The 23,166-nt window shown below is 40.3% G+C and carries 20 protein-coding genes; 11 read left to right on the top strand and 9 right to left on the bottom strand.

Annotated elements, in window-relative coordinates; all coding sequences use genetic code 11:
• Positions 1–118: 118 nt before the first annotated feature.
• The 9 genes from J1N10_RS06445 to arcC all read right to left on the bottom strand — a co-directional run bounded on the left by J1N10_RS06445 (position 119) and on the right by arcC (position 8,765).
• The gene (locus J1N10_RS06445) at positions 119–1,162 is read right to left on the bottom strand and encodes a hypothetical protein (RefSeq protein WP_262325865.1); all 1,044 of its coding nucleotides are present in this window, start codon (positions 1,160–1,162) and stop codon (positions 119–121) included.
• A 28-nt stretch (positions 1,163–1,190) separates the two neighbouring features.
• Positions 1,191–2,591: a hypothetical protein gene (locus J1N10_RS06440; protein ID WP_262325864.1), complete on the bottom strand. Its 1,401-nt coding sequence runs from the start codon at positions 2,589–2,591 to the stop codon at positions 1,191–1,193.
• A 4-nt stretch (positions 2,592–2,595) separates the two neighbouring features.
• Positions 2,596–3,114 (bottom strand): hypothetical protein, encoded by a 519-nt coding sequence (locus J1N10_RS06435; protein ID WP_262325863.1) that lies wholly within the window; start codon positions 3,112–3,114, stop codon positions 2,596–2,598.
• Positions 3,115–3,134: 20 nt separating this feature from the next.
• Positions 3,135–3,905 (bottom strand): TIGR00266 family protein, encoded by a 771-nt coding sequence (locus J1N10_RS06430; protein ID WP_262325862.1) that lies wholly within the window; start codon positions 3,903–3,905, stop codon positions 3,135–3,137.
• Positions 3,906–3,918: 13 nt separating this feature from the next.
• Entirely contained in the window at positions 3,919–4,416 is a 498-nt protein-coding gene (locus tag J1N10_RS06425; protein ID WP_262325861.1) for a DUF3592 domain-containing protein, read from the bottom strand.
• A 212-nt stretch (positions 4,417–4,628) separates the two neighbouring features.
• A complete protein-coding gene (locus tag J1N10_RS06420; protein WP_262325860.1) occupies positions 4,629–6,194 on the bottom strand; it encodes an OmpA family protein in 1,566 nt (521 codons plus the stop codon).
• 55 nt (positions 6,195–6,249) lie between these two features.
• Complete coding sequence (locus tag J1N10_RS21290; RefSeq protein ID WP_410053437.1) at positions 6,250–6,483, bottom strand: LytTR family transcriptional regulator DNA-binding domain-containing protein; 234 nt, start codon at positions 6,481–6,483, stop codon at positions 6,250–6,252.
• A gap of 271 nt (positions 6,484–6,754) precedes the next feature.
• On the bottom strand, positions 6,755–7,756 hold the full coding sequence (locus J1N10_RS06415) for an ornithine carbamoyltransferase (protein ID WP_262325859.1): 1,002 nt from the start codon (positions 7,754–7,756) through the stop codon (positions 6,755–6,757).
• A gap of 28 nt (positions 7,757–7,784) precedes the next feature.
• Positions 7,785–8,765: a carbamate kinase gene (gene arcC, locus J1N10_RS06410; RefSeq protein WP_262325858.1), complete on the bottom strand. Its 981-nt coding sequence runs from the start codon at positions 8,763–8,765 to the stop codon at positions 7,785–7,787.
• A 319-nt stretch (positions 8,766–9,084) separates the two neighbouring features.
• Between arcC and J1N10_RS06405 the strand changes: the two genes are divergently transcribed.
• The 11 genes from J1N10_RS06405 (at position 9,085) to J1N10_RS06355 (ending at position 23,150) form a co-directional block, all read left to right on the top strand.
• Positions 9,085–9,765 carry a hypothetical protein gene (locus J1N10_RS06405; RefSeq protein WP_262325857.1) on the top strand — a complete coding sequence of 227 codons (681 nt, stop codon included), beginning with the start codon at positions 9,085–9,087 and terminating at the stop codon, positions 9,763–9,765.
• A 134-nt stretch (positions 9,766–9,899) separates the two neighbouring features.
• A complete protein-coding gene (locus tag J1N10_RS06400; protein ID WP_262325856.1) occupies positions 9,900–12,341 on the top strand; it encodes an FtsK/SpoIIIE family DNA translocase in 2,442 nt (813 codons plus the stop codon).
• Between the two features lie 72 nt (positions 12,342–12,413).
• Complete coding sequence (locus tag J1N10_RS06395) at positions 12,414–13,055, top strand: LolA family protein (RefSeq protein ID WP_262325855.1); 642 nt, start codon at positions 12,414–12,416, stop codon at positions 13,053–13,055.
• Positions 13,056–13,222: 167 nt separating this feature from the next.
• The gene (locus tag J1N10_RS06390; protein ID WP_262325854.1) at positions 13,223–14,821 is read left to right on the top strand and encodes a carboxyl transferase domain-containing protein; all 1,599 of its coding nucleotides are present in this window, start codon (positions 13,223–13,225) and stop codon (positions 14,819–14,821) included.
• Complete coding sequence (locus tag J1N10_RS06385) at positions 14,802–15,599, top strand: enoyl-CoA hydratase/isomerase family protein (RefSeq protein ID WP_262325853.1); 798 nt, start codon at positions 14,802–14,804, stop codon at positions 15,597–15,599. The genes J1N10_RS06390 and J1N10_RS06385 overlap by 20 nt, the downstream gene beginning before the upstream one ends.
• 13 nt (positions 15,600–15,612) lie before the next feature.
• On the top strand, positions 15,613–17,550 hold the full coding sequence (locus J1N10_RS06380) for an acetyl/propionyl/methylcrotonyl-CoA carboxylase subunit alpha (RefSeq protein WP_262325852.1): 1,938 nt from the start codon (positions 15,613–15,615) through the stop codon (positions 17,548–17,550).
• A gap of 37 nt (positions 17,551–17,587) precedes the next feature.
• Entirely contained in the window at positions 17,588–18,736 is a 1,149-nt protein-coding gene (locus J1N10_RS06375) for an acyl-CoA dehydrogenase family protein (RefSeq protein ID WP_262325851.1), read from the top strand.
• Positions 18,737–18,776: 40 nt separating this feature from the next.
• Entirely contained in the window at positions 18,777–19,778 is a 1,002-nt protein-coding gene (locus J1N10_RS06370) for a beta/alpha barrel domain-containing protein (protein ID WP_262325850.1), read from the top strand.
• Between the two features lie 107 nt (positions 19,779–19,885).
• Positions 19,886–21,190 (top strand): hydroxymethylglutaryl-CoA reductase, encoded by a 1,305-nt coding sequence (locus J1N10_RS06365; RefSeq protein ID WP_262325849.1) that lies wholly within the window; start codon positions 19,886–19,888, stop codon positions 21,188–21,190.
• The gene (locus J1N10_RS06360) at positions 21,190–22,116 is read left to right on the top strand and encodes a GYDIA family GHMP kinase (protein ID WP_262325848.1); all 927 of its coding nucleotides are present in this window, start codon (positions 21,190–21,192) and stop codon (positions 22,114–22,116) included. The genes J1N10_RS06365 and J1N10_RS06360 overlap by 1 nt, the downstream gene beginning before the upstream one ends.
• Positions 22,113–23,150, top strand: coding sequence for a diphosphomevalonate decarboxylase (locus tag J1N10_RS06355; RefSeq protein WP_262325847.1), 1,038 nt, complete (start codon positions 22,113–22,115; stop codon positions 23,148–23,150). The genes J1N10_RS06360 and J1N10_RS06355 overlap by 4 nt, the downstream gene beginning before the upstream one ends.
• Positions 23,151–23,166: the final 16 nt, after the last annotated feature.

The following is a 23,166-nucleotide window of genomic DNA, read 5'->3' as shown; positions in this document are numbered from 1 at the left end:
ACAACGTTTTATATGTTGGTAGATACGTGTTAAATAGTTTCAGTTTATGATTATACTTTAAATAACAAAAGCCGGAGTCTCCTCCGGCTTGCCCATTCCCACAACATGAAGCAGTTATTTAAAACTGCATCTTCTTTTCTATTTCCAATAACTCGTTTTTCGATAGATCGGGCACACCTACAATGGTTATATACATGTCGTATTTAGGATATTCAACGACCAAAGCTGTTCCATCATCATCTGTTTCGCCATAAAAACATTTGTGTCCGCTTGAAGTGAAGGCTTCAAAGCTATCGTGTTCACCAGGTTCTGCATTCTGGCGCGAAGTAGCCACCACCATTAAAGCGCCCAGGCCTTTCATAAAGTTTGCAGCATGAATACCTTCCATCGAGTTGGTTCCTAAACATTTATAACCAGGATGAGAAAAACTGTTAATCACACTTTTAAACTTCTCAAACGAATAGTTGACCGGCACCATCGCTTCATCTTCCTCCTCATCGTCATCGCCCATATTCATTTCCATTGCACCAAACATCCCTTGTGACATGGCATTTAAGTTGTCGTACTTAACATCTTTAGGTGCAGAGAACTTACTTGCCGAAACACTTGTTCCCGGTTTAAAATCAATGTATTTCTCATTGGCTTCGATGCCCATTATTTTGGCTTCTGTTTTTAGAGCAATGCCTTTATAAATCCATGATTTGGCCCCCATCACCGTAAACACTTCGCAGTTGTAGTTACCCACCTTTTCCTGTCCCAGTCTTTGACCGCCCATACCTTCGAGCACACTATTCGCAAATTCTTCCTGCTCCTTTTCGCTCATTAAATTGGCAAACTCCTGCGCATCCTGATAGCCAGGCACGGTACCCGTTGTGCCGGTTCCTTCGATATAATCGCGCACCCAATAGCGATCGTTAACCAAAATGGTGAGCATATGCTTTTTTTCTTCGCTCTTCATACCAAATAGCTTGGTTACACTGGTTGATTTTTCAAGCTCAGAGGTTTTATTGCCGTAATTGTCCCACCAAATTTCTTTGGTGCCCGTTGTGTTTCCAGTTAACTCAAGCTTGATATAACCCGATTTAATCGCATAACGCTTAGCTTGCTGTCCATTGGCACCGATTCCGATTAAAATCAATGCAATAATTAATAAGTTTCTCATAATTATAAGTTGAAGTTGATTTTAAGATTTATAGTGGTAGCTTGTTGGCTTTTTCAATATTCATGATATGACTGTCAGCGTTTAACGACACGATATATCCTTTTTTATCGCCAAAAGACTCGTCGCGCACAAAGAGCCATTGCCCCTCTTGCTGTATGCATTGAATATGTTTTTGTGCAAAAGTTCCAGGAGGGTAAAGCGTATTTAAAGCATCCTGAAACAAAATGGCATCCTGTTCATTAGCGATGGTAAATTGGGGTGGTATTAATTCCAGCAACTGAGCCTCCGTTTTTAAAACATCATACTGACCATTGTGCGAAAAAGCAATAAAATGGTCTTCCATGCGGCTGTATTCATCCATATGAATCTGCTCGGTAATGGAGTAAAAACAGGCATCAAAAACCTCATTTAAAGCATTGGATTGCAGCTTCGTTTTGATATATGAAGTAAGATTGTTGTAATGCTCTTTAATGCCTGCCATCATTTCATCACTTACTGTTTGCGGCTTTTGCGTGCAAGGCTCTTTTACATTATAGAAAAAAACTTTCCCCTTACCCTTGGCTGCCAGATAAGTAGAATTCATTCCGAGCAAGGTTCTCAGCTCATCCCGATTAGCCAAACTGCTATAATAGTCAGCCAATCCTGGCCGTGTCGCTATTGAAAAGCCCGAATGAGGAAAACCTGTTTGGTCATAAGCCGCTTTAGCCCAATTATAATCTGCATTCGAAATCGTTAACCCGGGCATACGGTTCTCATCTTTCTTAGTTGACATCACCATACGTGAGTCATAGGTTCCTATTTGCTCACTGATTTGTCCTGCTTCATTTCGGCAATATACCGGGCAAGTATCATCATCACTCAACTCACTTTCGCGCATAACGATGCACGCCTTGTTGGCATCTGATGCAAATAACAGACGTAGGTTTGCATCTTCAGAAAAAGGCTCAAAACACTTTGTTTGCACATTAAAAACACGTGGCTGTTTGGTAAATGGGTTGCCCGACAGATACATTTTAATTCGCACCAAAGCTGCAGACGGCATCGTTATATCTTCCGTTTCTTCGTAAACCCTTACAATCCTATCCTTTTTGTACGAAAAGGCATAAATGGCATCAAACAATGGGCGTCGTTGCCCTTCTTTTTGTTTGGCAGTCAATATGTATATCATTCCATCGTCGCAAGGCAAGAGTTGGGTAATCTTCTTATCTGGCAAAGGGGCATTAAAAGTTTGAAGGCACTTCTTCTCTTCTATATGATAGAATGCCAACTGATTTCGTTCGCCATTATTGATGATAGCAATAGCCATTGGTTCGTCATTTATCAAACTCAGGTTCAAGCAATCATCAATACTAACTATCGGATAGTTTTTTTGTGCGCTCACCATGAATGACAGGTACAGCAGAAGCACAATTGTATATAAGTTTCTCATGGCATTAAAGTGTAAGATTATCGGAATAGGTTATTGTCTGAATTTTGCCATCTGCGTCAAGCGCAACAGTATAACCTCGCTTTTCGCCAAACCACTCGTTTTGAATCAAAATCCAGTGGTTCTCTTTTTGAAGCAGGCTTTGCTCCCGTCCGCTTCCTTCATCCAACAAAAGGGTCAAAGATGCTTGTAAACGCTTTGCATCCTGCTCATTTTTAATCACAAATGAAGTATTCAGGTAAGGCATAAGTTCTGAAGCCCCAACAACTTCAACCAGGTCATCTGTGGTTTTCACAAATAAAGCTTCGGTATATGCTCCATTACCTTTAAACTGAGGCATCCTTTTCACCTTGTAAAATTGGGCACTGAACACTTGCTTAATGGCTGAAGAACTTAACTCATCAGCTTCAAAAATAACTTGCTTATTAATCAATTGGTCGAGCGCTGCATTTTCTTCTTCTGACAATTGAGCCTGCGCCAGTGCCAAACAAGTCAGTGCCGTTATCAATAAAAATAGTCGTTTCATGTTGTAAATATTATACCTGATTAACTCTCAAGCAGTGCTCCTAATAAGTTACCACTCGATTCTTTTTTACTATTATTGCCACTGGTTGATAACTGACCAATTAGTTTACGTATTGGCATTGACTGAATCCAAACTTTTCCATGACCGCTAAGGGTTGCCAAAAACAAGCCTTCGCCACCAAAAAGCATAGATTTCATGTTACCGGCTTTTTCGATGCTAAAATTGATACCTTCCTGAAAACCTACAACACATCCGGTATCGATGCGCAAAGTTTCGCCATTAAGTTCGTGTTCAATTAATGTTCCTCCGGCATGAATAAAGGCTTTACCATCGCCACTAATCTTTTGCAGGATAAAACCTTCACCGCCAAAAAATCCGGCTCCCAGTTTCTGATTAATGTGCATACTGATTTTCGTTCCTAAGGCTGCACATAAAAAAGCATCGCGCTGCACAATAACAGAGCCTCCCAACTGATTTAAATCCAAAGGAACAATCGTTCCCGGATACGGTGCTGCAAAGGCCACCTGACTTTTACCACTTCCGCGATGTGTAAAATGTGTGATAAAAATAGATTCGCCGGTAATTTTACGTGCTGCGGCCGAAAACAATTTACCCATCAAGCCTTTATCCGGTTCAGAGCCATCTCCCAACTTCGCTTCAAAATGAATGCCCTCTTTCATATACAGCATTGCTCCTGCTTCGGCTATAACGGTTTCTTGTGGGTCCAATTCAATTTCAACAAACTGGATATCGTGTCCTTTAATTTGATAATCAATTTCGTGTGACTGCATTTTTCTCTATGTTTTAGGTTAATATTAATCGAAATACGCGCTTGATACTATTCAAAACCATTAGCCCTGCTATTACGCAGAAACTTAATGGCGCATACAGGAGGAGGTTGATCCAAAAACTTTTCCCAGGTTGCAAAACCGAACTGGCTGGCAGTTCTGGGTCGTAATACACTTCAACAGAAGCACCAACAGGATAGGCTTTTACTTTTTTCTTAACCGATGACTGCACACTTGTAGAACCATCCATCAGGCTAATCTGCTTGCCGGTATAGTCTTTTCCTGAAACGGTATATGTATAACGTATATCTGGTGAATACATGGTATTTCCTTCCGAGGATCGGGATGTCTTGATATTGGCGTAGGTTATTTCACCTGATACAACCGGCCATTGCTCGGATGCCTCTGCATCTTCAACAATAGGCTTTGTAACATGTTGATAAGCAAACCATCCAGCGACACCAAAAATAATGGCAAACATAAATGTGCTTAATATGGAGGATTGTCGTTTCATAATACACTGATTCGTTTAACAAGTTTGATAATTATCACTTCGTTTTGGGGTCCTTTAGTTGGTTATTCACCGCCATCGCGACTCCGCTCGATGATCAGGTACGATGGAGAAACATGGGGAACAGCTTGGCTCTGCTGCCTTTTCTCAAATTACTCACTACGTTCGTCATTCGTTCCTCGTTCGGCAAAGCCCAAGCAAGCTTGGCTCTGCGCTCACTTCCTCACGAATTCAACCCGGCGATTATTCGCTTTTCCTTCCGGGGTAGTATTGTTGTCTAATGGTTGACTTTCGCCAAATCCTTTGCTGGACAAACGATCGACTGAGATACCCATCGCCACCAACTGCTGCATTACAACTTTAGCGCGTTGCTCTGACAGACTTTGGTTTTTATTATCGTCACCATCGCTGTCGGTATGGCCTTCCACACTGAATTTTAAGTCTGGTTGCTTTTGCATTAATTGGCATATCTTGTTAATTGGGCCCATACTCTCAGGCTTTAAAGTGGCTTTGTTGCTGTCAAAACGAATACCATTACAAATAATCTTTCCATCTTGCATTACACGGTCGTAATACTTAACACCACCTTTGGCTATACGCACATTTTTGACAAAATAACCGAGCCCTTCGCCGTGGTTCGCAAAATAGGCATTTAGCGTAAACCCTGTCGGGTTTGCTTCGTAGCGTGGAATATTAATCAGACGAACATCGTCCATGTACATTTTCAGCTTGCCTTTGGTGAATGCTATTGATATGTGCATCCATCTGCTTTTGTCTTGCCAGGTATAATCCAAATCCGGATGTTTAGCCTCAAAATCGCCACAAGAGATGTAGTTATAACCTATTGTAATCTCTTTATTGTCATTAGCACGTTGGTTTTTAGTATCGTAAAGTTGACAGAAAAAACGGTTGGAGCCGGCTGCCCTGTACAAATCAAACTCGATGGTAAATACATCGGGCAAATAATCCTCTTTGGCATTTTTCAGGTAAGGCATAATTCTCGGATTGCCATCAATAAACAAAATCACATTTTCTCCGTTAACATCAGCTATTTCGGTTTGCCCACTATCGGTATCCCATCGGCTGGGAAATTCACCATTTTCTTCCATAATATCTGGCCCATCAGTGAAAATAACCTCGTCACCCGGCACAAAATCAAACTTACTCCAGCTCACATTTATAGTTGCAGGAGCCGTAGTTCCATCGCCGGTAGTAAACGTACCACCTCCGCCAGGCATATATTGGCCGCTTGAGCTTTGTCCCACATATTTCCAACTATAGGTTGTATTCGGGAGTAGATTTTTGCATGTAAATTCACCTTTACCCGGGCCTCCAATCATTTTCATCGGATTCGTTTCTCCTTCTTCCAGATAAAGTTCATAGCCCTTCGCTTTAAAATCACTGCTATTCATTGCCTGCCATTTTAAAGTTACAGGAAGAGGCACATCAGTTGCACCTTCAGGAGGGTAGATGCCATGTTGTGCAAACAACTGTTCAGCGTCTTTTCCTTGTACAGAATTGGCAGAACTACCTGTGCTATTTGCACTCGTGTTATTGCTTTCTGATGATGTACTTTTTTTCTTTTTCTTTTTGCCAAATAAGCTGCCAATGCCTTCTTCAATCTTGTCAAAACCTTTATCAACACCTTCCTCAATATGATTATTGGCCCGATTGGTCCCTTGACGTTTTGCTACTTGTTTGGGGTCGTTCACTTGCGCATTGACACTTGCTACCAATAAAAGAAAAGCAGCCAGTGCCGTTGAAGATATAATTTGCTTCATAGTTGTAGGTTTTAATTTATAAAACAAATGTATAGAAGTAACGTGCCTCCTATTATTACAACTTTGAAGTCGTGACTATGGAATTTGTATTCGTAGTGATTGGCCTAGAAAACGTATTAACCTTAGTTCGATATAAAATTAATTCATTATTAATCGATTTATGGTTCGATTTTATATGCTCCACATTGATAAGAAAGGACGGATGAGAGCGAACAAAGCGTTTGTCAGTCAATAAAGCTTCCACCTTTTTTATAGAGACCGAAACTGTTATAGATTGCCCATCATGCAAATAGAAGGTAGTAAGGAATTTTCACTTTTACAATAAATGAGTTCTTCCAGGTTGACGATGTAAAATAATCGTAGGTAGAAAGCAAAAGTTTATCATCGACTTGTTTTATTGAAATAGTTTGTGTTAAAAGTATATTCCAATTTAGCAATGAAAATGGCTTAGTGCTTCGATGAATTTGAATAGTAGCTACTTTGCTTTGAGTTCGTTGGGTACATAATATAAAAAAAGAGGTTACCCGAAGGTAACCTCTACAATATTATTCGAAAAACTATTAGGCACCTAAAGTAGCTACCATAACAGCTTTAATAGTATGCATACGGTTTTCAGCCTGATCAAATACGATTGAAGCAGGAGATTCGAACACATCCTCAGTCACTTCCATACCGTCTAAACCAAACTTCTGGAAAATTTCTTCTCCAACTTTTGTTTCACGGTTGTGGAATGCAGGTAGACAGTGTAAGAACTTACAAGCTGGGTTACCAGTTGCTTCCATCGTTTCTTTGTTGATTTGGTATGGCTTCAACAGCTCAATACGCTCTTTCCATACTTCATCAGCTTCTCCCATCGATACCCAAACGTCAGTATATAGGAAGTCACATCCTGCAACACCTTCTTTCACATCATCAGTGATAGTGATCGTTGCTCCTGATTGTTCAGCTATCTCCTGGCACTGCTTTACTAAGTCAGCATCTGGCTGTAATGAAGCCGGACCTACGATGCGAACATCCATTCCCATAATAGCACCACCCACTAATAATGAGTTAGCCATATTATTACGTGCATCGCCAAGGTAAGCATATGATACCTGGTTTAATGGTACACTACTATGCTCCATCATGGTTAAGAAGTCAGCCAAAATCTGTGTTGGGTGAAATTCGTCAGTTAAACCGTTCCAAACAGGCACTCCAGCGTACTCAGCCAACTCTTCAACAATAGCCTGACCGTAACCGCGGTACTCGATACCATCGTACATACGACCTAATACACGAGCCGTATCTTTCATTGACTCTTTGTGTCCAATCTGCGAACCTGAAGGTCCAAGGTAAGTAACGTGTGCTCCCTGATCGTGAGCTGCTACTTCAAAAGCACATCTTGTACGAGTAGATGACTTTTCAAAAATCAGAGCAATGTTTTTACCTGTCATACGAGGCTGCTCAATACCAGCATATTTAGCTGCTTTTAAGTCCTGCGACAATTTCAATAAAAACTTAATTTCTTCCTGTGAGAAATCTAACAACTTCAGGAAGTTCCGATTTTTAAGATTGAATGCCATAATTCTGTGTTTTATTTATTGTTACTAATTACTTATTGTATTTCTTTAAATCAGCTTCTTCATACTCAGCTGTAATCTTAGTACCGTAAGCCTTATCTTCTAATTTTGTGGCTTCGGTAATCACACTCATATCGCCGCCGCCTTCAACAAATTGCAGTGCAGCGTTAATTTTGGGTGCCATGCTACCTTCGCCAAAAGTACCGGCCTCCATATACTTTTTGGTATCCTCTACGTTTAAGAACTCCAACACCTTTTGATCAGGCTCGCCAAAGTTAGTATAAACAAATGGTACATCCGTTAAAATATAGAAACGATCTGCATTAATTTGACGTGCCAGTAATGAGTTAGCTAAATCTTTGTCGATAACAGCTTCTATCGGACGGATATCACCCTTCTCGTCGGTATAAACAGGTACTCCTCCTCCACCAACAGCAATAATGATGGTTCCCTGGCGAGCATTTTTTTCAATTACTTCCCAGTTACCAACTGTTTTTGGCTGTGGCGATGGTACCACACGACGGTATCCGCTGGTTGTTTTCTTTTCTTCTTTAAATGTCCACCCTTTTTCGGTCGATAGCTTATCCGCTTCCTCTTTACTGACAATCTTTCCTATTCGTTTGGTTGGATTTTTAAAGGCTTCATCTTCCGGATCTACCTCAACGGTAGTCATCAGGGTTAATACGTTGCGGTCAATACCATGCTTGCGCATCACATTTTTTAAGGAGCGTTCAATCATGTACCCGATTCCACCTTGTGAATCGGCGACACATACATCTAACGGCATCTGAGGAATATTATACATTTGCTCGCCTGCATCGTTACGCATCACAATGTTACCAACTTGTGGTCCGTTACCGTGTGAGATAACAATATTGTAGCCTTCCTTTAATAGAAATACGATGTTTTCTAAGGTATCTGTCGTATTTTGCTCTTGCTCTTCAATAGTACCAATCTGGTTGTCACGCAACAGAGCATTTCCTCCAAGTGCAATAACTGCTAATTTGCCCATGGTTTTCTAGATTTTAGTTACTTGGTTTATAAATAATAGGTCTTCGTTTTGCGATATAACAAACTTTAATTGATTTAATACATGATTATTATCATTCCTTTGGTATAACCTGTTATTAAGCATATTTCAGAGCTTTCAAATTAAAAGTACCTATCATTCAGTCACCCAAAATCCTGATTAATTATTGCCCTTAATTTTTTGCCACTATCTTTTTTTTGACCAACTACAGCTTTTATGCTATAAACAGTTATTGTGGCTCTTTGATTAATTATTACTTTTGGCTCATTGCTTTTTTAAGGCAAGAACAAACTAAATCACCATGCGATATTTAATTTTTGGTCTGCTTCTTACATCTCTGATGACAGCTTGCCGGATAGGCGAACCATCAAGAAAAGATGAAGGGGTGATTACATACAAAGTATTATATCCGGAGGAAGTTCAAAAAAGAGGATTTGCTGCTTTTTTGCCTACCAAAATGATTAGCACTTTTAAAGGCAAAGATTATAAGGTGTCAATAAAAGGTGATTTGAGTTTGTATCAACTCGACTATATTTCAAAATTTAATGGAGATAGCACTACCACTCTTTTCCGCATCTTTGACAAACGGATGTACCACGACCATGATAAAGGAGAGTACCTATTTTTATTTGAACGGGTTGACGAAACACGCCTGGAGTTTATTGAAGGACAAACTAAGACTATTGCCGGGATAGAATGTAAGAAAGCCATTGTGCATTTTAGCAACCCTGACCTACGCAATATTATTGTTTATTATACCGAATCTATCAACATCTGTCGCCCTAAGGAAAATAGCCCCTTCGATGATATCCCTGGAGCTTTAATGGAGTTTGAACTCAACTTCAGAGGCCTTGAACTTAGGTGCATAGCTGAAGATGTTCAGATTAAGAAAATCAATTCTAAATCGTTTATTGTTCCTGATAACTACACACAAAGCAACCATGGTGAAATAGACGAATTGGTTAGTTCACTTATTCAGTAACTGTTAGTTTCCATATTGGTTTCTAGTCAGGCAATAACGGATCTAATTTCTAAAAACTAAGCAAGTATTGACTTTATTGGTGGGGGTTTTATTATTTTTGTCTCTAAACACGACCTCTGACAATCAAACAATATATGGCTAAGAAGAAAACCAAGACCAAATCAAAAAAAACTACATTTAAAGAAAAATACGACAGTTGGCGTAATAATCTAAAGGATTTTAAGTTCCGCTTCATATCAGGAATAGCAACCATTGGTATTGCCTTTTATTTTCTGCTGGCATTCTTTTCTTTTTTATTTACCGGTTTTGCCGATAAAAGCAAGTTTGACATCAGTTTTTGGGAACTTTTCAAAAATTCTGATATAACTGTCGAAAACTGGACAGGTAAACATGGTGCTTACCTGGCCGACCTTTTCATTAATCAAGGCATTGGTATCGCTGCATTTGCCATTGTGTTATTATTGTTTGTGATTGGCTTCCGTTTATTAGGGGCGCGCATTTTGCCGCTTCGTAAAGCAATAGCACACTGTATTATTATTAGTTTATGGCTATCAATAACATTAGGATTTATATTCATCAGCTCTATCAACGATCAGTATCTGCTGTTGGGTGGTGCACACGGCTACTTTATGAGCAAATGGCTGACAGCTTCTATTGGAGGTGTAGGAACAGTTATTCTGCTAATAGTTAGTTTAGTCACCTACCTGTCTGTCACTTTTGAGTCTTTTTACCGAATGGTTAGTCGTCCATTAGATAAAAACAAAGAAGAAGAAGAAGCGTTTGTTGACAAACCAGAAGAAACAGCGACCGAAACTGAAGCTGCAATCAGTCAACCTGAGGCAACAGAAGAAGAAACACTGTCATTCGATAAAGAAATAGAAGTAGAAATAAATAGTCCTGAACCAATTGAAGAACCAATCGCTGCATCTGAAGCTGAGAAAGGTTCGACGTTAGAGTTTTCGCCAACTGTAGATGCTCCTGTTAATGATGAGCCCAACCTGGACTTGACCATAGAAAAAAGTGAGGAAGAAGAAATCCTTGAATCAATCGGTAATGAACCTCTTGGCGATTATGATCCAACCTTAGATTTATCATCTTACCAACTTCCTAACATTGAATTATTAGACGACCACAGTGCCGACAATGCCGAAGTTTCGATGGAAGAATTGGAATCGAACAAAAACCGCATTGTTAAGACCCTTGAGGATTATAAAATTCAGATTAAAAACATTAAAGCCACAGTTGGTCCCACTGTCACCCTATATGAAATTGTGCCTGCACCGGGTGTTCGCATTTCCAAAATCAAAAACCTGGAGGATGACATTGCGCTATCATTAGCTGCTCTAGGTATTCGCATCATTGCTCCTATTCCAGGCCGTGGGACCATCGGTATTGAGGTTCCCAACTCAGAACCAGAGGTGGTGGCCATGCGCTCGATTATCAATGCAAAAAAATTCCAGAATACGAAGTATGAACTACCAATTGCCTTAGGTAAAACTATTTCGAATGAAACCTTTGTGATCGACTTAGCCAAAGCACCACACATGCTGGTGGCCGGTGCTACAGGACAAGGTAAGTCGGTTGGTTTAAATGCTATCATTTCATCTTTGCTCTATAAAAAGCATCCATCGCAACTAAAATTTGTAATGGTTGACCCTAAAAAGGTAGAGCTGAATATTTATTCGAAAATTGAGAAACACTTCCTGGCTAAAATGCCGGATGAAGAAGATCCGATTATCACCGATGTACAAAAGGTAGTAAATACACTTAACTCCCTGGCTATTGAAATGGACAATCGTTACGAGTTACTTAAAACAGCACATGCTCGTAACATTAAAGAGTACAACCATAAGTTTGTTAAACGTCAGCTTAATCCGGAAAAAGGACACCGTTTCTTACCTTACATTGTTGTAATCATCGATGAGTTTGCCGATTTGATTATGACTGCCGGCAAAGAAGTAGAGCTGCCAATTGCACGTATTGCTCAGCTGGCTCGTGCTGTGGGTATCCATATGATTGTGGCCACCCAGCGTCCTTCAACAAATATTATTACAGGTGTTATCAAGGCTAACTTCCCAACTCGTGTAGCCTTTAAAGTAGCATCGATGATTGACTCACGTACTATTCTTGATTCTCCTGGTGCTAATCAATTAATAGGACGAGGGGATATGTTAATTTCACAAGGCAGTGACCTGGTGCGTGTTCAGTGCGCCTTCGTCGATACGCCTGAAGTGGAACGCATTAATGACTTCATTGGAGGTCAGCGCGGCTACACATCGGCCTTTTTACTTCCTGAGTATGTGGGTGAAAACAGCACTGATCAGGCGGCCGGTGAAGTGGATTTAAGTAAACGCGATGCCATGTTTGAAGAAGCCGCTCGAGTGGTGGTTGCCAATCAGTCAGGCTCCACCTCATTGATTCAGCGTCGTTTCTCCATTGGCTACAATCGTGCCGGCCGTATCATTGATCAGCTGGAAGCAGCGGGTATCGTTGGCCCATTCGAAGGTAGTAAAGCGCGCCAGGTTCTGATTCCTGATGAACTGGAACTGGAAAAACACTTAAGCCAATTTAACTAGGCATCTTTTTTTGGAACAGTTATTGAAGAAGACGTACATCTAACGAATTAGAAAATGAAAAAAACATATAAAATGAAATACACGTTAACATTAATTTTAGCAACATTCAGTCTGTTTAGTTTCGCCCAGTCTCAAGAAAAGGCAAAAGAAATACTAGACCAGGTGTCTGCTAAAACAAAAGCTTACCCATCGATTGTGGCCGATTTTTCTTTCTCACTGGAGAACATGCAGGAAGACATAAACGAAGTGTACGAAGGTCACATCATTCTTAAAGGCAACAAATACAAAGTAAACCTGATGGATGTGGATACATATTTCGATGGTGAAGTACTTTACACACATATGATTGATGCAGGTGAGGTAAATATTACAGTGCCCGATCCTGAAGACGAAGAAACATTAAACCCTGCAACGGTATTTACTATATACGAAAATGGTTATACATATAATTATGTGGCAGAAGGAACCATTAACGGTAAAGCTTGCCACGAAATTGATTTGTATCCGGTTAACCGCGATAAACCTTTTTCACGTATCAAACTTTTGGTCCTAAAAGATAATCTTCAGTTGTACTCTATTCGCCAGGTGGGTAAAGACGGCAACAACTATACTGTTGTTGTTAAAAACATGACAACGAACAAACAAATTGATGACAAAACCTTTGTATTTGACAAAGCTGCTAATTCTGATGTTGACGTGATTGACATGCGATAAACACTAAAAATATATGAATAGAAAGTCCGGCTATCACCGGACTTTTTTTGTTTATAACATTCTGCATTAAGTCTCAATACTATAAAACAATATCGTTTAAAATAAGCCTCCCATTGCTGAACATTTACCTCATCAAAAGGTTATTATTTGCAAGTAGCGAATAAAAGATGTTTAAGTATTATACCAGTATTGATAATAAATCAGAGGAATTTGTCCGTAACCAAAAGCTAAACAAAAGCTTGGCTGATAATTACTTTGAAAAACTGCGCGATGTATTCAAAGGAGGTGGTGAAAAAGCCATTTTAAAACACACCAAAAAAGGTAAACTAACGGCACGCCAGCGAATTGATTACCTGATTGATAAAAATTCCTTTTTTCTGGAGCTTTCAGCCCTGGCGGCTAATGGGCAATACGACGATGCTTTCCCAGCCGCTGGTATTATAACCGGAATTGGCCAGGTACATGGTCAAAAAGTGATGCTAATAGCCAATGATGCCACGGTTAAAGGTGGCACCTATGTATCCGAAACCATTAAAAAGCATTTAAGGGCACAGGAAATTGCACTGCAAAACCAATTGCCTTGTGTGTATCTGGTTGATAGTGGTGGCGTTTTCCTTCCCCAGCAGTCAGAAGTCTTTCCGGATAAAGATGATTTTGGGCGTATCTTTTTTAACCAATCGCGTATGTCGGCACAAGGAATCGCTCAAATAGCCATTGTAATGGGTTCTTGTACGGCCGGAGGGGCTTATGTACCAGCTATGAGTGACGAAACCATAATCGTTAAAAATCAGGGTACCATCTTTTTGGCCGGACCACCACTGGTTAAAGCAGCAACCGGAGAAGATGTCAGTGCTGAAGCCTTAGGAGGAGGAGCTGTTCATACTCAGATTTCTGGTGTGGCCGATCATCTGGCAGATAACGATGAGCACGCCATTCATATCTGTCGCAACATTATTGAAACATTGCCCCCAAAGAAGACAAAAGTTGTTGAAGCCAAGGAACCTGCTTACGATATACATGATATTACAGGTTTAATTCCTGAGAGTGGCAAACCCTTTCCGGATGTGCGGGAAATAATTGCCCGACTGGTTGACGAAAGTGCCTTTCATGAATTTAAAAGCGAATACGGTACGACCCTTGTTACAGTTTTTGCCAAGATTGAGGGACAGCAAGTAGGTATACTAGCCAACAATGGTATTCTGTTTTCAGAATCAGCCTTAAAAGGCACTCACTTCATACAGCTTTGCAACGAGCGCAATATCCCCATGTTGTTTTTGCAAAACATTACCGGCTTTATGGTGGGTAAGGACTACGAGCACAAAGGCATAGCCAAAGATGGTGCTAAAATGGTGAATGCATTGGCCAATTCAACAGTTCCATACTTCACGATACTAATGGGAGGTTCTTATGGTGCTGGCAATTACGCCATGGCAGGTCGCGCCTACGATCCTCGTTTTTTATTTATGTGGCCCAATGCGCGTATCTCGGTGATGGGTGCCAAACAAGCAGCACAAGTACTCACTACCATAAAACGCGATCAGGCGGCTGCTCAAGGTAAAAACGTGGATGAAGAACAATTGGAACAAATAGAAGCATCTATACTCGAAAAATACGAACGTGAAGGTTCGCCTTACTACAGCACCAGTCGACTGTGGGACGATGGTATTATTCTACCCGAATCGACGCGACAAATAGCTGGCCTGGTGCTTCGAATTATTGATAACAACGAAAAGAAGGATACGAAATATGGCATCTACAGAATGTAACAATAAAGACCTGGTGCAATTAAACCAATCCAATGGCATTAGTCGTATACTTCTTAACGATACGACCAGAAAGAATGCACTGTCTAAAATCATGTTGCAATGCCTGATAGCTACATTAGAAAAGATAAAAAATGACAGCAAGCAGAAGGTGCTTGTGCTGCGCGGAGCTGGTAATGTCTTTTGCTCCGGTGCCGACTTACAATGGATGAAACAAGGTCTTAATCAGACTGATGAAGAAAACCGAGCTGACGCAGCATTGTTTTATCAGCTTTTTGAGATACTTAACAACTTTCCCAAACCTGTTCTCGCTTGGGTTGAAAAGTACGCCATTGGTGGTGCATTAGGCTTGTTGGCTTGCGCCGATTATGTTGTTGCCGAATCGAATGCGAAACTATCTTTTTCGGAGGTTAAACTCGGATTAGTGCCAGCTACAATTGCACCGTTTGTGGTTAATAAAATAGGTGTTTCCCAAGCAAGAGCATTGATGTTAAGTGCCGAGCTTTTTAATGCTAAAAAAGGAAAAAAAATAGGATTGATACATGACGTATTACCAGCCAAAGCCATTCAGCAACACATCGATGAAATGTGTGAACAATTCAAAGCCAATAGCCTTTTAGCAATGAACTCAACAAAAGAATTACTTAGTCAGCTATCAATTCAAACAAACAACAAAGAAATAAAAGAGCTGTGCATCAACTCAATTGCAGAGTCAAGAAAATCAGATGAAGGTCAGGAAGGCGTAAAAGCCTTCTTTGAAAAACGTCGTCCCGAATGGTAAAAATGAGATGGAGATGAGGAAAGTTTTAATACCCAATAGAGGAGAAATTGCCGTTCGTATTATCAGGGCAGCCCATCAGCTGGGTTTGAAAACAATCGTGTTACTTTCGGAGCTGGAAAATGACACCTTACCAGCCAGCTTAAGTGACGAAGTACATTTTTTTGAGCATGGACCGTTCAAGGACAATTACCTGAACATTCCGTTTGTGATGGAGATGGCTAAACGCTACCAGGCCGATTGTATTCATCCTGGTTATGGCTTTATGTCCGAAAACAACGAGTTGGCTGAAGCATGCGTTCAAAACAACATCACATTTGTGGGCCCATCTGCCGATAATCTTATGCAGATGGGTGATAAACAAAAGGCACGTTCCATTGCCCAATCAGCTGGTGTGGCTTTAACCCAATCGTGGGAAGGCAACTTACAAAGCATCCTCTCCGAAGCCGAAACGATGCCCTACCCGGTATTGGTAAAAGCAGCCATGGGTGGAGGCGGTAAAGGCATGCAAATTTGCTACACTAAAGATGAATTACTGCAGCAATTACCCATTCTTAGCACACAAGCCAAGCGTTATTTTGGCGATGAGCGCATTTACGTAGAACAATACATCGGGCAAGCACGCCACATTGAAGTGCAGGTATTAGCCGACAATGACGGTAACACTGTTCATTTGTTTGAACGCGAATGTTCTGTCCAGCGACGCTTTCAAAAGATCGTTGAGGAAGCACCTGCTCATAACCTGGATAGCTCCATTAAAGAAAAACTATACAAGGATGCCTTAATGCTTTGTAAAGCCATCGGCTACAAAAGTGCAGGAACCATTGAGTTTTTGATTGATCACAATGGTCAGCATTACTTTTTGGAGATGAACACCCGAATCCAGGTGGAACATTGTGTAACGGAAGAGATAACTAACATTGATTTGGTGCAATGGCAATTCAGAATAGCGAATGGTGAACAGCTCACTTTTAAGCAAGATGACATCCTCCAGCAAGGCCATGCCATTGAATTGCGCATTTGTGCCGAAGATCCACTAGATAATTTCCAGCCTAGCCCGGGGCAAATAAAGTCTTTACTTCTACCTCAACAAGATGACGTGCGATTAGAGATTGGTTTTGACAGGGCGATTGAGATTCATTCGCAGTTTGATCCAATGATTGCCAAGCTGATTGCACATGCCAGCAACAGGGAGCAAGCTATTCAGAAAGCCATAGATGCCAATCGGCAATTGATCGTTCGTGGCATAAAAACCAATGCCAGCTTTCATGACACCATTCTTCAAAGTGATGCATTTGGCGATGCAACTATTCACACACGCTTTTGCGAAGAGAAACATGCCGAATTAACTCGGAACACAAAACTTGATACAATAATGGCGAGCCTGTCCTATACCGCTTACAGGTATCAGCACCTTCAAAATCAATTCTGGCGTCAATTACCACTTTTTGAATTTTCTATTGACGGACAAAGCTACTACGCCGAGTATCATACAATCCCAAATGGTTTAGGAATTAAACTGGACAAGGATGTATATTACATCACAGATATTCAACTTGATGATCATCACCTTCAGTTTGAATTGAATAGTGAACAACTTCACTTTTATTGTTTCGAAGAGAATGATAAACTGGAAGTGATTCATCAGCTAAAGAGCTGCATTGTAAAAGCTCATGACTGGTTGCCTGATTTTGAACCAGTGAAGAAACATGAAGAGGTATCAGATAGCAATTACTATTCTGCCCCTATCCCATCACAAGTAATGAAAGTACATGTGAAAGATGGCCAGAAAGTTAAGAAAGGAGACCCTTTACTGGTATTGGAAGCCATGAAAACAGAGAACCACATAAAGGCCTGGAAAGATGGTACAATTGAAAAAGTATATATCTCAACAGGAGAGCAAGTAAAACTAAATCAAGCCTTATTGGCCTATCAAACTAATATTAACAGATAGCTAACAACCTTTAGCTGATAGCTAGAAGCATAACAAAATGTCTATACTAAGTACAGAACAACACGAAGCTTTCCGCCAGAAAGTCAGAGCTTTTGCTGAAAAAGAAATCAAGCCATTGGCTGCTCAACTCGATGAAAATGAAACATTCTCAGTTGAACTAACTCAAAAAATGGGACAAGCCGGTCTTTTGGGAATTGATATCCCTAAAGAATATGGTGGACAAGGAATGGATACACTTTCCTACATCATTGCTGTAGAAGAGTTGGCCCGTGTGGATAGCTCTCAGGCAGCAACCATGTGTGCCCATAATAGTCTCGGGCTTGCACCGATATTTAACTTTGGAACAGAAGAACAACGCCAAAAATATATACCAATGTTGACTTCAGGTGAAGGCTTGTGGGCCTTTGGTTTAACCGAGGTAAATGCTGGCTCCGATGCACAAGGCGTAGAAACAATAGCCAAAGAAAATGGTGACTATTGGATAATTAACGGCTCCAAGCGATATATTACTAATGGCAGCAATGAACTAATGAAGGGTATTACAGTGCTGGCTGTTACCAATGAAGAAAATGGGAAAAAGCGATTCTCTACTATTTTGGTCGACAGAGATAGTAAGGGCTTTGAAACCAAACGCATGCTGGGTAAAATGATGTGGCGTGCTTCTGACACAGCCGAGCTGAAGTTTAGCAACATTAAAGCTCCTAAAGAAAACCTGCTCGGAAAAAAAGATAAAGGTCTGGGTCAGATGCTTAAAACATTGGATTCTGGACGATTATCTATTGCCGCCATGGGATTGGGCCTCGCCCAGGGAGCATTTGAAATGGCCTTGGAATATTCTAAAAAAAGAGTGCAATTCGGTAAAGCTATTTCTGAATACCAGTCAACATCATTTAAACTGGCCGACATGGCTTTAAAACTGGAATTGGCTCGAAACACCTTGTACAACGCATGCGAATTAAAGGATACCGGAAAACCATTTAGTAAAGAAGCTGCTATGGCAAAATTATATTGTAGCGATATCGCGAAAGAAATCTCTGATGAAGCTGTACAAATCTTCTCAGGGCAAGGCTTGTTGAAGTCATCACCCATTGAGCGTTTTTATCGTGACCAGCGTATTTTGCAAATTGGTGAAGGAACATCCGAAATTTTGCGCATTGTTATAGGTAAGCATTTGGGATTGGTATAAGTTCAGCTTATTTTTATCCTGATTAAACAGAATTCATCCAATGGAAGACAGGAAACGCGATCATATAGACCTGGCATTTAGCTCACGATTAGAAGGTAAGCACGTTGATAACCGCTTTGATTATGAACCGTTGTTTGGCACACATACCAAGCAGGTAAAGGAATACTATTTTGCCGGTAAAAAAATGGTCTTACCGCTATGGGTATCCAGCATGACAGGTGGCACCCAACGTGCCGGTACTATCAATAAAAACCTGGCGCAGGCTTGTGCTGAGTTTGGATTAGGAATGGGATTGGGTTCTTGTCGCATCCTGCTCGATTCACCAGAGCATTTCAATGACTTTAACGTTCGGCCAATTTTGGGTGATGCTGTTCCTTTGTTTGCCAACATTGGTATTTGCCAGCTGGAAACCATGCTTGAACAAGGTAGCACTGATAAGCTGGGTGAATTAGTCGATAAGTTGTCTGCGGACGGCTTAGTTATTCACATCAACCCATTACAAGAAGCTTTTCAGCCAGAAGGTGACCAGCAAAAAAGACCGGCCATCGAATTAATTCAGGATTTCTTAGAAAAGTCGAAACTAAAAATCATTGTAAAAGAGGTTGGCCAGGGTTTTGGTAAAGAAAGCCTTCGCCATCTGCTTCAATTACCCATTGAAGCCATTGAATTTGCGGCTATGGGTGGCACCAATTTTTCGCTAGTTGAGCTAAACCGTTCCAATGCTGTTGCTGCCGAGGTGTTTAATCCGTTCATACACGTGGGACACACTGCCGAAGACATGACACACATGGTGAATCAACTCGTGGCTGAACTACCTGCAAACGACATTAAAGTTAAACAGCTCATTATCTCAGGTGGTATTTCAAGCCTCTTAGACGGTTACTATTTAACTTCAATTGCAAAACTTCCTGCGTTATATGGTATGGGTTCTGCCTTTTTGCGTCACGCCATGGGCGATTACAGCAAACTCAAAGCCTATGTTGAACAAATAGAGCATGGCTGGAGTTTGGCCAACAATTTTCTTAAAGTAAAACAGGTATAATACCGATTATTTAATGAACTTAGCCTTAAGTTCGCATACTCCTTAAAGCTATTCATTAATATATCGGCATTTACCAAGTTCTAGAGTCATCGTAAAAATAGTTTAATATGCGTTCAATTTTAAAAGGATTCTCCAAGTTAGATCGTGAAGAAAAGGTGAAACTCTTACTTGAACAGCAAGAGCTAGCACCCCAACTGGCAGAATCTTTTCAGGAGTTTTTACATCCAGGCAAGCAAGATTTATTTAATGACATTTCGGAGAATATCATCTCAAATTATTATTTACCTTTTAGCATAGCGCCTAATTTTCTGATTAATGATCAGCTCTACATGGTACCCATGGTTATTGAGGAAAGTTCTGTTGTAGCAGCGGCCTCCAAAGCCGCCAGCTTTTGGGCCAAAAATGGCGGTTTCAAAACGAAGGTGATAAATACACTTAAGAATGGGCAAATCCATTTTACCTGGACGGGGAATTGTGCTACTCTCAATTCGTTTAAAGATGAAATGCTTGAGCTAATCAATACTGTAACTGAGAGTATAACTCAAAAAATGCGCGAGCGTGGTGGTGGCATTGTAGACATTGAGTTTAAATCCATCTCTAACATGGAAAACACTCATCAGGTCTTAATAAAGTTTAAAACAGCCGATTCGATGGGTGCTAACTTTATTAATACCTGCCTGGAAACCATTGCCCCTCACTTAATGGATTTTATCAATAAGCACGAAGAGCTCAAAAAAGATAATGAGGCAAAAACCATCATGTGTATTTTGAGTAATTACACACCTGATTGCCTGGTTGAATGCAGTGTCTCGTGTGATATTAAGCAATTAAAACCCTATGCTGGCGACTATTCTTCACCCGAGTTTGCGACCCGCTTTAAAACGGCTGTAGAAATTGCCATTAACGACCCTTACCGCGCAGTAACACATAACAAAGGTATTTTTAATGGTATAGATGCGGTGGTTTTGGCAACCGGCAACGACTTCAGAGCTATTGAGGCCGGAGCTCAAGCTTATGCAGCTCGTTCAGGAAAATATTCTTCCTTAACATCAATAGACATTAATAATAATCAATTCACCTATACATTGAAAGTACCCTTGGCACTAGGAACGGTTGGTGGTTTGACCAACACCCACCCTATGGCTAAAGCGGCTATGCAAATATTACAACATCCATCGGCTGAGCAACTGATGCAGATTGTTGCAGCTGCTGGTCTGGCCAATAACTTTGGAGCCGTAGCATCTTTAGTTACAAGTGGTATTCAAAAAGGTCATATGAAACTGCATTTGAGCAATGTTTTGAATGCCTTAGAAGCATCTGAAGCTGAAAAGTCATCTGCACTCAAACATTTTAAAGATACGGTGGTTAGTTACTCAATGGTTGAGCAGTTTTTAAACGAATCGAGAAAATAATGCACGGGGAAAGCACACTGTCATATTATGCGCATGGGAAATTATTACTAAGCGGTGAGTACCTAGTATTATCAGGTGCTAAAGCTTTGGCAATACCATTAAAGTTTGGACAATCGTTAAAAGTTTACTCACATCAAAAAAACTATTTTAAATGGGTAGCCACACACATCAATGGTCATTGGTTTGAGGTAGAGTTTGATGACAACCTGAACATTATCCTCACTGACAACCTGGAATTAGCTAAAAAACTCTCATTGATTCTTCAAAAATGCATCAACTACCGCGATGACATTAAAACCATAATTTCAAACTCTCTAGCTGTTACCAAGCTTGAGTTTAATCCGAACTGGGGTTGGGGAAGCAGTTCTACACTTATCTCTTTGTTATCACAATGGCTGGGAATTAATCCCTATTTGTTACTTGGTGAAACCTTTGGTGGTTCAGGTTATGACATTGCCTGTGCGACAGCCAACAGTGCCATCATATATCAGTTAGTAGACAATGTACCTAAAATATCACCAGTTGATTTTAATCCTCCATTTAAAGAAAATATCTGGTTAATTTATTCGGGCAATAAACAAAGTAGTAAACACGAAATTAAACGGTTCTCAAAGCTAAGAGTCAGAGATGCATCCATTGAACAGATCAATTATTTAACGGACGAAATGCTGAACAGCAAAAATATAAAGCACTTTGGAGAGATGATGGAGCAACATGAAAGGATTATTAGTCAAATTGTTCAACTAAACGCAGTTAAGGATGAACATTTTAAAGAATTCGAAGGTTACATTAAAACATTAGGTGCCTGGGGTGGTGACTTTATGATGGTTATATCAGAGGAACCTGAAAACTATATAAGAACCTATTTTAAAGATAAAGGATTAACAAGCATCTTTAAATTGAATGACATTAAAGCAAACCAATGACAACATCTGACACAAAAATAATCTATAAAGCCAAAGCTTTTGCACCCTCCAACATTGCCATCGTTAAGTACTGGGGCAAAAAAGGTCTTCAGGAACCTGTTAATCCAAGTATTAGCTTCACGCTTTCAAAATCAGTTACCAATACTCGTATTGCTTATTCGCCAAATAACAGTGATTTATCCATCGAATTTCTGTTTGAAGGCCAACCTAAAGACGCTTTTATTCCCAAACTCAATGCCTTAAGTCATCGACTAATAAACTATTTACCTTTTTTAAAAAAAGGCACACTCAAAATTGAAAGTTCAAATACCTTTCCTCACTCAAGTGGCATAGCCTCATCTGCGAGTTCTATGGCATCAATCGCTAAAGCCTTTTATGATATTCAGGTGCAGATTGAACCCGATACTATTAAAGAAACCGAACAGGAATTCATTTCTGAAATGGCGCGCTTAGGTTCAGGTAGTGCTTGTCGGTCTGCAATGCCTGGCTGGGTGTTATGGGGAGAAACTCCATTGATATCAAAAGCAAGTAACCATTACGGAGTTTCTATCAATGAATCAGTACATCCTGTTTTTAATGATTTGCAGGATACTATTCTGGTGATTCGCAAAGGTGTAAAATCGGTCAGTAGTAGCGTAGGGCACCAATTAATGGACAATCATCCCTATCGCGAAGGTAGAATTAAACAGGCCAACAACCATACAACGCAGCTATTAGAAGCCCTTAAAAACGGTGATTTTGTGACATTTGCTAAAGTTTGCGAGGAAGAAGCGCTCAGCCTTCATGGTTTGATGATGAGTTCTTCTCCGGCATATACGCTTATGGCACCGGAATCGCTCAGGGCTATTAAACGAATTATTAAATTCAGGGAACATCATCATATACCACTAACGTTTACCCTTGATGCCGGACCTAACATCCACCTTATTTACCCTGAATCACAAAGTAAAATTGTACTGCCATTTATTGAAGAACATTTGCGCGTATTATGTGATAATAAAGAGGTGATTTTTGATAAAATATCATTACAGTAATCAATTACAGAGCATT

This window comes from Carboxylicivirga litoralis, from assembly GCF_025499605.1.
GTDB lineage: Bacteria > Bacteroidota > Bacteroidia > Bacteroidales > Marinilabiliaceae > Carboxylicivirga > Carboxylicivirga litoralis.
Note: the sequence above shows the minus strand (reverse complement) of the source record. Positions and strands in the feature narration are given on the sequence as shown.